11 protein-coding genes are annotated in these 12,699 nt (G+C 35.3%); 5 read left to right on the forward strand and 6 right to left on the reverse strand.

Going from position 1 to position 12,699, the window contains the following annotated elements; all coding sequences use genetic code 11:
• Window positions 1-169 precede the first annotated feature (169 nt).
• The gene (rnhC, locus tag EsVE80_RS09035; RefSeq protein WP_173103419.1) at window positions 170-1,105 is read left to right on the forward strand and encodes a ribonuclease HIII; all 936 of its coding nucleotides are present in this window, start codon (window positions 170-172) and stop codon (window positions 1,103-1,105) included.
• A gap of 122 nt (window positions 1,106-1,227) precedes the next feature.
• On the opposite strand, the gene EsVE80_RS09040 is transcribed toward rnhC, so the two are convergent.
• The 6 genes from EsVE80_RS09040 to EsVE80_RS09065 all read right to left on the reverse strand — a co-directional run bounded on the left by EsVE80_RS09040 (window position 1,228) and on the right by EsVE80_RS09065 (window position 8,860).
• Window positions 1,228-1,617, reverse strand: a complete 390-nt coding sequence (locus EsVE80_RS09040) for a hypothetical protein (protein ID WP_232061175.1) — start codon at window positions 1,615-1,617, stop codon at window positions 1,228-1,230.
• Window positions 1,618-1,680: 63 nt separating this feature from the next.
• Complete coding sequence (locus EsVE80_RS09045; protein ID WP_173103420.1) at window positions 1,681-3,435, reverse strand: ABC transporter ATP-binding protein; 1,755 nt, start codon at window positions 3,433-3,435, stop codon at window positions 1,681-1,683.
• 49 nt (window positions 3,436-3,484) lie between these two features.
• Window positions 3,485-5,218 (reverse strand): ABC transporter ATP-binding protein, encoded by a 1,734-nt coding sequence (locus EsVE80_RS09050; RefSeq protein ID WP_173103421.1) that lies wholly within the window; start codon window positions 5,216-5,218, stop codon window positions 3,485-3,487.
• A 537-nt stretch (window positions 5,219-5,755) separates the two neighbouring features.
• Window positions 5,756-6,424 carry an amino acid ABC transporter permease gene (locus tag EsVE80_RS09055; protein WP_173103422.1) on the reverse strand — a complete coding sequence of 223 codons (669 nt, stop codon included), beginning with the start codon at window positions 6,422-6,424 and terminating at the stop codon, window positions 5,756-5,758.
• The gene (locus EsVE80_RS09060; protein ID WP_173103423.1) at window positions 6,424-7,275 is read right to left on the reverse strand and encodes a transporter substrate-binding domain-containing protein; all 852 of its coding nucleotides are present in this window, start codon (window positions 7,273-7,275) and stop codon (window positions 6,424-6,426) included. The genes EsVE80_RS09055 and EsVE80_RS09060 overlap by 1 nt, the downstream gene beginning before the upstream one ends.
• A gap of 139 nt (window positions 7,276-7,414) precedes the next feature.
• The gene (locus tag EsVE80_RS09065) at window positions 7,415-8,860 is read right to left on the reverse strand and encodes an amidase (RefSeq protein ID WP_173103424.1); all 1,446 of its coding nucleotides are present in this window, start codon (window positions 8,858-8,860) and stop codon (window positions 7,415-7,417) included.
• 373 nt (window positions 8,861-9,233) lie between these two features.
• Here EsVE80_RS09065 and EsVE80_RS13890 point away from each other — a divergent pair, with 373 nt between their 5' ends.
• From EsVE80_RS13890 to EsVE80_RS09080, 4 genes are all read left to right on the forward strand, one after another.
• Window positions 9,234-9,743, forward strand: a complete 510-nt coding sequence (locus tag EsVE80_RS13890; RefSeq protein WP_232061177.1) for a hypothetical protein — start codon at window positions 9,234-9,236, stop codon at window positions 9,741-9,743.
• Window positions 9,744-9,805: 62 nt separating this feature from the next.
• Entirely contained in the window at window positions 9,806-10,090 is a 285-nt protein-coding gene (locus tag EsVE80_RS13895) for a hypothetical protein (RefSeq protein WP_232061179.1), read from the forward strand.
• Window positions 10,091-10,248: 158 nt separating this feature from the next.
• The gene (locus EsVE80_RS09075) at window positions 10,249-11,544 is read left to right on the forward strand and encodes a glycosyltransferase family 2 protein (RefSeq protein WP_173104176.1); all 1,296 of its coding nucleotides are present in this window, start codon (window positions 10,249-10,251) and stop codon (window positions 11,542-11,544) included.
• Between the two features lie 35 nt (window positions 11,545-11,579).
• A complete protein-coding gene (locus tag EsVE80_RS09080; RefSeq protein WP_173103425.1) occupies window positions 11,580-12,695 on the forward strand; it encodes a glycosyl hydrolase family 8 in 1,116 nt (371 codons plus the stop codon).
• Window positions 12,696-12,699 lie beyond the last annotated feature (4 nt).

Genomic DNA, 12,699 nt, shown 5'->3' on the forward strand with positions numbered 1-12,699 from the left:
AAAACCAACTGTATTATTTTCACTAAAGTTTTAGTGGCAAACTCCTGTATATTATAGGGGAAAAAGCGCAAAATTTCCACGATTAGTTAAAAATCTCCCGTTTGTCGCCTACTTTTTTATATCTATGTTAAAATCTAATAGCAAATATACCATAAAAAAGGACGTTTTCATGAATACAACAGTTTTAAAACTCAGTAAAGTACAACTCGATCAGTTAAAAGCGCACTATGCTGCTTTTACGGTGCCAAATAAAAATCCTTATACGCTTTTTGTTGCCAAAAAAGGAGGTGTAACCATCACAGGTTATACTTCTGGTAAAGTCGTATTTCAAGGTACTAATGCATCAACAGAGGCTGCTATTTGGCAAAAAGAAAATACAGCAGTGAGAGATAAAAAACATAGCCAAAAAAACAATATCACAACTAGTGGGTTACCAAAAGATTTTGCTCAAAAGAGTATTATTGGTAGTGACGAGGTAGGAAATGGTAGCTATTTTGGACCATTAGTGGTCTGTGCTGTTTATGCTGCAAATGAAAATCTGCCTTATTTAAAAAAAATTGGTGTTAAAGACTCCAAAATGTTAACGGATCACGAAATTCGTCACTTAGCACCAAAAATCAAAGCCACTGTTCCGTTTCAAAAATTAGTCGTAACTCCAGCGAAATATAACGAAATTCAACCAAAATATAACGCTGTACGCATGAAAGTTGCCTTGCATAATCAGGCAATTTACTTACTTCAACAAAAAATTATGCCTGCTAAAGCTGAAGGCATCCTGATTGATCAATTCACCACAGAAGCGAACTACCGTAAATATTTACAGCAAGAAAAAAACCAGGTTACTTCTGGATTACATTTTGTAACAAAAGGAGAGCAGTATCACCTCTCTGTTGCGGCGGCTTCCATTTTGTGTCGCGCTAGCTTTTTAGCAGAATTAGAGGCTGCTTCACAGGAGCTTGGCTTTACAGTTCCTTCAGGCGCTGGGAGTAAATCTGATCTAGTCGCAGCTAAAATTTTACAACAAGGTGGCATAAAATTGTTGGCTAACTATGCTAAATTACATTTTGCCAATACTCAAAAAGCACAAAAATTAGCGGGCTACTAACTTTTTATTTCCCCACAGCAATACCCGAAAGATTCGCACATTACCTACAACTTCGAATAATCAAAAATGGGTAGGTAACACTGTGTCAAAATCTTTCGGGTATTTTATTTCAATGCCAAAAATTAAACTTTGGGACCTTTAAATAATTTAGAAAAATCCCCTTTTTGCGTTTGAAATTTATAAAAAATATGGAATAGACCACAAGCAACCATTAAAATGCCATAGTAGAAATTACCTTGCCAGACCGCAAAAGTATTTAGAGCCGCAATCAGCGCCAAAACAATAATATAGCAAACTAACACACGAATCATAACACCTTTAGGCTGAATTTTATTGAAGTATTCTTCCCATGCACTTTGATCCATTTTGCTGACTTTACTTTTTATTTGTAAATACAATAACCAAACACCTGTACTTAAAAACAAGGCGCTGTAAATGCCAACTAGAATCATGACAAATAAACTTAAAATATCATTGACCATTTTAAACTTCCAATCTATTAAAATATCCATTTAGACATCCAAAAATGTCTGCTACGATTTTAACACAGCAACTTAGAATGTCAAAATTGTTGATTAAGCTGATAATTGGGCCGCTTGCATCTGATACATTTGATAATAAATTCCAGCTTCTTGTAATAAAGTTCCATGCGTTCCACACTCCACAATTTTCCCCTGATCTAAAACCAAAATTTCATCAGCTTCTTTAATAGTAGAAAGCCGATGGGCAATAATAAACGTAGTCCGCCCTTTTTGTAAAACTTCCATAGCTTTTTGAATGATTGCTTCTGTTTGTGTATCTACATGACTTGTGGCTTCATCTAAAATTAAAATTTTAGGATTGAATACTAAAGCTCTAGCAAAGCTAATCAACTGTCTTTCACCACTAGAAAAAGCTTGACCTTTTTCCACTACTGGGTGATGGATACCATCAGGATAACGCGAGATTAAATACTCAGCGCCAACTTGTTTCAAAGCTGTGATAACCATTTCTTCACTAACATTTTTATCTCCCATATGAATATTACTGGCAATCGTACCGCTGAATAAATAAGGGTCTTGCATGACAATTGCCATAAATTTCCGCAAAGACTGGCGGCTATAGTCACTGATTTTTTGACCATCAATAAAAATTTCGCCGCTGTCGGGTTCGTAAAAACGAAAAAGTAAATTTAAAATACTGGATTTCCCCGAACCAGTGTGACCGACTAATGCTATTGTCTCACCAGGTTGTGCCGAAAAATTAATGTGATGCAAGACTGTTTGCTCAGAGGTATAGCCAAAAGACACATCCTTAAATGTGACTGCACCTTCTTTAATGTGTATCGCTTTTTCCTCTTGGCTTTCAATCGGTTCATCCATCAATTCAAAAATTCTCGTTCCTGAAGCTAATGATTGTTGAACACCTGCTACAGTTTGTACCATTCCTTCGATTGGATCAAACAAGCGGTTGATATAATCAATAAAAGCATATAATAAACCCGCAGAAATCGCTAATTGACCATTTAAGAAAAAACTAGCTAATGTTGTAACTACCAGTAGAATAGTTCCGTTTCGCAAAAATGTTCCAAGTCCCCAAGCAGCGCCTGCGTCAAGTAATAGCGCCTTTTTCCCCATATCAAACCACTTTGTTACCGTTTGAGAAAACTCTTTTAATAATTGTTTTTCCTTTTGAAAAGCCTGAATCACTGCTACACCTTGGACGAATTCATTTAATTGCCCACTAATTTGCGAAATATATTCGCGCAATGCTAAATTGTATTTTGCAGCTTTTTTAGTATATAAATTCTGCCACAACACTAATATAGGTAATAAAATTAAAAGTGCTACACCTAAGCGGATATCAAGTAAGAAAATGGCAATGTAAACTCCGGTAATTTGAATGACATTACTTAAAAGATTGCTAATTACACTAACGTAAAAACTGGAACGTAATACTTCTGTATCATTGGTAATACGCGCAACGATTTTCCCTGCGGGTAGTTTGTCAAAATAAGCAACTGGTAATTGGTGTAAATGCGAAAACAATTGATCACGCATTTTTTTGACAATTTGATTGGCCATTTTTCGTAATTGCAAAATACTAAAATAGCGAAAGAGTGAACCCACAATATTTAATACTAAATAAAAAGATAGTAATTGAATTAAAACAAGCACGGGTAGATTTCCTGTATCAAAAGACGGCGTCATAACATCGTCAATCAGCCTTTTGGCAATTAACGGTGAAATTAATTCTAATCCTGAAGCTAAAATTAATAGCAATACGCTCATCCAAAAGATCAGTTTATGGGCCTTTAAGTAACTTAAAAGGCGCTTAATTATTTTAAACATTTTTTTACTCCTTACGAAATATCATCAAGCAACGTTTTTTAACAAACTCTTACTCCCCTTGTAATTGTTGATGATAATATTGTTCTTGGTACCAACCAGCACTTTTTATAAGTTCGTGATGAGTACCTTTTTGGATAACTTTCCCATTTTCCAAGACAATAATTTGATCCGCCGCAGTAATCGCTGATAAACGGTGAGTCACAATAACAGATGTACGATCTTTTTGAACCAATTTAAGCTGATTAATGATAGTCTGTTCAGTTTTAGCATCCACTGCAGAAAGTGCATCATCTAACAATAAAACTTCACTCTGGCGCAAAAATGCACGTGCTAAAGATAAACGTTGTTTTTGTCCACCAGATAATGAAACACCTTTTTCACCAATTAAAGTTTCCAATTGTGCTGGCATCTTTTTAACTTCTTCTGCTAATGACGCAGCAGTTAAGGCCTGCCACAATTCAGTTTCTGTTGCATCTTCTTTACCAAAAAGTAGATTTTCTTTAATGGTACGAGAAAATAATATATGTTCTTGTGGAACCTCTGAAAATAGTTGACGCACAGCGGTTGTGGCAAAAGCTGTTAGCGGAATATTATTCAATTGTGGAACTTGGTTTGAATAAGGATACCGATGAATCAATTGCCGCAATAAAGTGGTTTTTCCACTACCAGTTTTTCCAACAATCCCAACAATTTCCCCTTTTTTTATCGTCAAGTCAATGTGCTGTAAGATCTTGTTTGTACTAGTGGGATAAGAAAAATCATAATTTTTAAAAGTAATCGTTTCTAGTGTTGGTAACAACTTGGTCCCAGCTTGTTCTAAATTATCTTGCGTTTGTAAAACCTCATTGATGCGTCGCCATGAAGCTGCGCCTTGTTGCATTACATTTACCAAATCTCCTGCAGATATCATCGGCCAAACAATCATCGTTAAATAAACTTGAAAGGAAACCATTGCTCCAACTGTAATTTGTTGTTTTTGCACCATTAAAGCACCAACGCCAAAACTTGCAACAAAACTTATTGCCAAAATAATCGTAATTAAAGGACCAAAACGAGAATCCAACTCTGAAACACGGTTATTTTTCTCCTTCACAGCATTTGTTTTTGCATTAAAAGAACTTAACGTCTTCTTTTCTAAACCATATGCACGAACAACGCGAATGCCATCAATAATTTCTAATACTTCACTATTTAAATCAGAAACCGCATTTTGTGCTTCTGTAAAAAGAAAATCAACCTTTGAACCCCATTTAAAGATATAAAAGGCTAGAATGGGCATTGGCAATAACGCAATGACAGTCAAAAGCCACGAGACCGTGGTAGCCATCATGAATAAAATAAATCCTAAGAATAAACTCGTATTCATAAAAACCATAAGGCCATAACCAACCGTCATCCCCATTACTTGCACGTCATCACTAGAGCGGGTCATTAAGTCTCCCGTCCGAAAACGTTCATAAAATGGTGCACCCATTTTCAAAAAATGCGCCATCAACTGTTCTCGGAGATTTTTTTGTAAATCGTATGATCCTATAAACAATTGATATGTCCAAATGAAATCTGCCAAATAACACATTAAAATCGTTAAGGCAAAGATACTGCTATATGCGACTAGCAATGAAAGCGTCAATGTTTTTTGAATCATTGCATCAATAAATAAACGAATTATATACGTGGGTACAACTGCTAGAGCACTGTTAATAATCATAAAGAGTAAAACGACAGCATAGCGTTTTTTATTTTCTTTAATATAAGTGGATAAATGCTTTAAAACGTAATTCATGATAACCTCCAATATAAAAGCTCTACAAACGTTCCTCTCATGTTGGTAAAAAGACTACCGAACGAAAATTTTTTCACGTGTCAAGATATGTTGTCTTATTGTCTTTGACAGGAAGTTCATAAGGCGAAATAAATAAAAGCAAATTCTGCCTGTTTTTGCATAAAAGTTCTATAAAGGTTGCAGGCAGGAAACAACTTTTACTATTTTTGTGCGCAAAAAAGACTCTACCCGAGTATAAAACCAAGGCAGAGTCTGTCTGTAAATTCAGCATACTATTGCACTAATGCACTAATTGGAGATACCATACGGGAGTAAGGAAATATTTGCGATGAATGAACTTAATTCTTGTTGGTTTAACTTAATCATCATGCTTCCTCCTTCCCAAACTTTTTGTAAACGCTACACAAAGGATAACAGGTTACAAAAAAATGCACAAGTATTTTTTTATAATTATTTAATTTTATTTGTTTTTTTGTACAATTAACCACTATTTTACTGACCTTTTCCCACTAAACGTACCCAAACTTTTTTATTCTTTTAAATCAAAGTACCAAAACGCTTTTCAAAAAAATGTTCTAGATAATGCTGAAAAAAGCCAATCAAAATACACAAGCCCCAATAAATTAACGCAACTAAAATATACATGGACATATAATCAAATGTTCTACCACCAACAATTTTTGCTTTTTGGAAAATATCAGGAATTGTAATCATTGCAGCCAGTGATGTTCCCTTAACCAGATCCATTGCCACATTTCCTAATGCTGGTATTGAGAGACGAAAAGCCTGTGGCAAAATGATAAGTTGCATTGTCTGTATAAAGTTTAGCCCCGTCGCATAGGCAGCGTCCCATTGTCCATGGTCTACCCCTGTAATAGCGCCACGATAAATTTCACCAATAAACGCACTACTAGTCAGACTAAAACAAATAATTGCAGCTGTTAAAGCAGGCAGTTGATAAGGCAATCCAAAGTAGAGTAAAAATAGCAAAACAAGTGCTGGAACTCCCCGCAAAAAAGAAATATAAAAACGAATTAAGATTTGCAAGAGCTTGCTAGGTAAAAATGACAAAACAGTTAAGATAATCCCAATGATATTCCCCAATAAAAAGGTCAGAAAACTAATGCCCAACGTATAGCTTAACCCCTGCAAAACAAAAGGCAATGATTCCAACATTAAGCCAAAATCAAGTGTTGGAATATACATTAGTCTGGTGACACCGTTTCTTTGATTTCTTGTTTTGGTTTAATCGAAACATCTGTTTGGAAATACGATTCAGAGATTTTTTTCATGGTTCCATCTTTTTGCATAGCTTCTAACGTTTCATCGACTTTGTCTTTTAATGCCTTATTCTCTTTCACGAATAGAAAACCTGTATGGTTCGCATTAAAATAAACATCTTCCAAAATTTTCACCGGAATATCTGGTAATGCTGCCACTGACATTTTTTGTAAATAATAATCATTCAAAATAACATCCGTACGACCATTGGCAACATCAGTTAAATATTGATCATTCGTAGCATTATCATATGTCACAGGTGTTGCGCCATATTTTTCTGCAATTTTCATATAACTTGTGTTTGGTTCTCCTGCTGCTTTTTTTCCTTTTAAATCTTCTAATGAATGAATACCAGAATCATCACTTTTTCTAACAATCATACTATCAAAGGAATATTTAATTGGAACAGATAAAGAGAATTTTTTAGCTCGCTCTTTGGAAAGCCCAAAATCATTTGCAGCAAAATCAGCTTCTCCTCGATTGATCGAAGAAATTTGACCGTCAACATTATACTCTTTAAAGTTAACTTTGACCCCTAGTCGTTTGCCAACTTCTTTTGCTATCTCGACATCATATCCATTCAATTCATTTTTTTCGTTATAATAAGAAGAAGGAAATAATGTTCCTGAAGTTGCGACCGTTAACGTTTTTTTCTTTTCAACTTTACTCCAGCTGTCATCTTTTACCTTTGCTTTTGTTTCATTATTGCCAGTGCCACATGCACTTAAAACCAGCCCGCTTACTGCAATCACTGCAAATGTTGCCCATTTTTTCATTGTCTTCCCCCTGTAATGCTATTATTTATTAATCCTAGTTTTTAATTACTAGGTTAAACACAGATAATATCCTTTTTAGAAATTACTTTTTATTCCTTCATAAAGACACAATAATCCTACGTGTTACGTTTAAAGAAATCTATTCTTGATATGCTTGTGGTAACTGAAACTTTTCATTTTCCTCAAAAATATAACCAATTTGAAATAATAAATCTTCTCGTCCTTTAGCAGCCATAAATTGGATTCCCAAAGGTAGCCCGCTAGCTGTGACATGAGTTGGTAAGCTAATTGCTGGTTCACCAGTTAAATTAGCCAGTTGGGTAAATGGCGAAAGTGTTAAGCTATTTTCAAACATTTCATAAATAAGAGCGTCTAATTCATCTTCATCCAACAATGAAGCATGCGCTATCTTTTCAAAAATTTCTTTGCTTACCAATTCTGCCTCAATTTTAGGTGCAGAGTATGCCGTAGTTGGTGTCAAAAACAAATCATAATCTTTAAATAGCTCCTCCATAACAAATGCAGCTTGGTCCCATGCTTGTAAAGTAGCGACATATTTAGCAGCAGGTGTTTTCAAACCAGATTGATAGATTGCCCATGTCATTGGTTCCATATCTTCTTTTGTAACTTTTCTCCCAATGGCTTGCTCTATTTCTGCAAACATAGCGGCGGTTTCAGCTCCATTCATTTTATAATAAGCGCGAATTAATTGAATACCATCCAAAGGATACGCTATTTCAACAACATCATGCCCTGCTGCTTGCAAAAAGGTAACCGCTTTTGCCACTGCTTGTTTTGCTTCATCAGAAACCTGACTTCCTACTGGTGAAGTAGTAGTATAAGCAATTTTCAATTTCCTTTTTTCAACTTTTTTTTCCCATTCGATCTTTGGTGCCTGGTAAGGAGCTGCAGTATGTTGTCCTCGCATACCATAAAAAAGAGTCTTAGTATCTCGCATTGAGACAGTTAGAGCAAAATTAATTGCTGCACCTTGCCAATCACGCCAAGATGTCGGACCTGTTGGGATTGTACCACGGGTAGGTTTAAGGCCGATTAAACCACCAAAAGAAGCTGGAATACGAATAGAACCGCCGCCATCACTGGCAGCTGCTAACGGAAAAATTCCTGCGGCCACTGCTGCAGCTGCTCCACCACTTGATCCTCCTGGTGAATACTGTAAATTCCATGGATTGCGCGTGACGCCATAAAGTGTAGGATCAGTAATGTTTTTGAAACCAAATTCAGGTGCATTGGTCTGACCAAAGGGAGTTAATCCATTATCAGCTAATGCCGCAACAAAATTATTTGTCTGATTGGCTTTTGCTTCTTTGAAGATTTGTGAAGCTGAAGTAGCTGCCCAACCGGCCTTATCTTGACCTAAAATTTTTAGCGGTAGTGGTAAACCTCCAAAAATACCATTTTGGGTATATTCATATTCTCTTTTTGCATCAGCAACATTAAATGTGCCAACAAAAGCATTCAATTTTTGATTTTGTTCCGCTATGGTAACAATTTGTGCTAACAATTCGTCAATGGACAAGTTCTTGCTCTTTAATTCTTGTGCATAATAAGTGGCATCTTTCATGACTACACCTCGCAGATTTTTTGTCATCTTACTGTAAAAGGGCGCAAACGCTTTTTTCATTCACTGTATTATTACCACAACTCAAAAGATAGTACAACTAAAAAAACTGTACTATCTAAAAATAAACGACGTGATTATTTAAAAAATAGTGAATCTATAACTAGTCAGCATCCTGCATTAAGCAACAGATAATAATAGTGTATTAATAACCTATTATTCATAACCCTTCAAACCAATCTTGTTAAAAAAGAAAAATATCTTCCTTTTTTCAAAAATATTTGATGAATATTAATCAAAATACAGGTAGATTTTTTTCAGCTGTGGTACGCTGTAATTAAAGCAGACAATTAAATTTTCTATCGAGGTGAACTATGTGAAAAATATTCGTTATCGCATTCCACTAGAAGTAGGCGTTATTCTGATAATGTTTTTGAGTCTAATTCAAGATATGATTTTGTATAATTTTGTTGATCGCCAGACCTTTTACTACGCCAATTTATTAGTATTTCTAGGAATTTTATTTGGAATGTTAGGAACATCACTTTTTGTCGTAATTATCTGTATGTTAATGGTGGGGATTGGCAGTTTTATTCTGTACTTTTTTCCCATTGTTATGAGTAGTTGGCTAAAAGTTTATTTAATTTTAATCGTGCCAACTTTTACTCTGATTGGCTATTTTATTAAAACCGATATTTTCTTAAGAAAGCGACTCATCAGTAGTCGAAAAGAAATTGCGAGCTTTCTAAAAAATACCGAAGCACTTACAGGACTAGGAAGTATGAATAGTTTTGTAGAAAACTATAATCGTTTTTTGAACACTATGACACTGCGACCAAAATTAGATCGTGCGCTTGCAATTAGCATGTTTATGTCGATTATTTAGATCAATATCGTTATCAGAGTGAGACAAAAACAAATACGTTAATTTATAGTTTAGCAGAAGATTTGGAATATATTCGCCTACCAGAAGAACAATTATTTTACGTGGATGAAGGTACGTTTATCATTATTTCGCCACTTTTTAACAATCAATGCGTGAATGAAACTGAAAAATTAAACCAAATTACAAAAACACAAATGATGCTTATACCTTTTGACCATACGCAAGATATTACTATTCGTCAGAGCATGATTGTGTTACAACGAGACAGTCAGCTAACTGCCGAACAGGTACTGGGCCGTTTAAATCGCCGTGCGGAAACAGATTTAGTTGAGGAATATATTGTATAAGGAGTGAGAGAATATGCTAGACGTCTTTTACTGGCTTAGTATTGTGGTAACTGTCTTGTTTTTTTTAGCCACAGTTGGTCTATTTACTGCTGCCCTTTTCATTCAATCACGGGTTTGGAAATACTTTAAAAGGAGGAATCTACGTGGCTAGAGGTCTTATGATATTTACGATTGTCTCCATTTGGATTTCTGTCTTCTTTTCTTTAATAACTGTTTTTGGGGCTATTAAATTTTTGCTAAAAAACCTTAAACCACCCAAAAGAATTTTAGAACCCTTAGCAGAATATCCTCTGGTCACAATTGTCGTTCCTGCTCATAATGAAGAAATTGTTATTAAAGATACAGTTCAAGCAGTATTACGATTAAATTACCCTGTTAATCGTTTGGAAATTCTTGTTTTTGCAGATAACTGTACCGATAATACTTACGCAGAAGCTTTGAGTGTTAAAAACCTTCCTCAGTTTGCAGAACATGACATTAAAGTTATAGAACGCAGTGGTACTGGAGGCAAATCAGGTGTTTTAAACGATGCTTTAGAACAAGCAAAAGGTGATTGGTTGTGTGTTTATGATGCAGATGCAATGCCAGAACAAAATGCGCTTTATTTTCTGGTCAAAAAAGCACTTGAGGACAAAAAACGATATGCCGCCGTTTTTGGGCGTAATAAAACACGAAACTATAAACAAAATTTTCTTACGCGCTGCATTAATTTAGAAGTTGTAACTACACAGCGCATTCAACATACCGGGTTGTGGGAATTATTTAAAATTGGACATATTCCTGGAACAAATTTCATTATTCAAAAACAATATGTCAAAGAAATCGGTGGTTGGGATAACGGCGCCTTAACAGAAGATACTGCCTTATCTTTTAAGATTATGGAACAAGGAAAATTAATTGCTCTAGCCCATCAATCAGAAGCTTTCCAACAAGAACCAGAAACAATTAATGTTTACTATCATCAACGAAAACGTTGGGCCAAAGGGAACTACGAGGTTATAACCGGAAACTTAAAACATTTATTTAATCGCAGCAATTGGCGCATTAAATGGGAAATATTTTATTACATCAACACCTTTTTTTGGTTTAACTGTGCCATTGTTATTTCGACCCTTATTTTCTGGGCTAACTTAATTGTGATGCTTTTGAATACTTTTGATTTAAATTTCCAACTGCCTTTTACTTTTGGAGGCGGTAATCGCCAAATTGCAGCGATTTTATTAGTTAACTGGGGATTAATGTTTGCAATTTATCTATTGCAAATAAACGTAGCTTTGGTAAGTCAATATGGACAAGCTACTACTGAAAATTTTTTATACTCTGTTGCCTCTTATTTTACTTATTCCCAACTCTTTTTAGCTGTTTCTGTAGTCGCATTCTTTTCATTACTGTTTGATCGCATCTTAAAACGTGATGGAACGAAATGGTATAAAACACAACGCTTTAACGATTAAAACACGATAATTTTTTTTAGAAAGTAGAGGTTGCCATGAAACAAAAGCCATTATTATTATGGGGTGTGGCCATTGTATTATTAACGTCTTATGTTGCAATCTTATTTCGAACAATAGACGACAACGAACGAAATATCCAAAGTAACATTTACCAAAAATGGCGCGAACATTATGTCGTTCAAACCAAAAATGGAGCTTACGTAAATACTGGTGTCAAAACCCCTACAACATTATCAGAAGCGCAGGGCTACGGAATGGTGATCACGGTTTTAGCAGCCGAAAAAGGATTTGCATCAGAAAGTGAATTTCGTGAGCTTCAGCGTTACTATACTCACTATCAAATCGGGGAAAATAACCATTTGATGCAGTGGCGGCAATCACAGACAAAAAAAGGCTGGCAATCAGATAGTCTGCATAATGCCACAGATGGTGATTTAGATATTGCTTATAGTTTAATTAAAGCAAGTAAATTATGGCCCCAAAGTAAATATGATTATGCTAGTGCTGCGAATAATCTTTTAGCAGATATCAAAAATTACAACTACAACGAAGAAACTGGTTTTCTAACAGTTGGTGATTGGGCAACAGTTGATCAAAAAGCCAGCAAAATTTTACGACCTTCTGATATCATGCCGGCATATTTTACAACCTTTTATTCATTTACCAAAGACTCTTTTTGGAATCATTTAAACATACGCGGAATCGAGTTGTTACAAATTTTAAGTGAGCAATCTAAAACTGGTCTGATGCCAGATTTTGCTTGGATAAAAAGCGATAATACACTTACCCCCGCCAAACCAAATCAAGTAAATAATCAATACGACGGCGATTATTCTGCTAATGCTTGTCGCATTCCTTTGCGATTAATGAAATCTGATCAAGAACAAGTAGCACCTATTCTAGCAAAAATGTTGGATTTCTTCTCGATGCAAAAATTTGTTTATGCAGGATATACGCTCAAGGGAAAAGCGCTTGTCGACTACCAAAATCAAAGTTTTTCTGCTCCTGTTTTGGCTGCGGCCTATCAGGAAGATCCCTATAGTGGTCTAGTAACTTCTCAAAAATGGGTAGTCGAAGAACCGATTCACGGAAAAAATTATTACGATGAAACGTTAAAGGTTTTAGCTGTACTCGAAATGTATAGCAAGTAAGAAA

Source organism: Enterococcus saigonensis, from assembly GCF_011397115.1.
Taxonomy (GTDB): domain Bacteria; phylum Bacillota; class Bacilli; order Lactobacillales; family Enterococcaceae; genus Enterococcus_C; species Enterococcus_C saigonensis.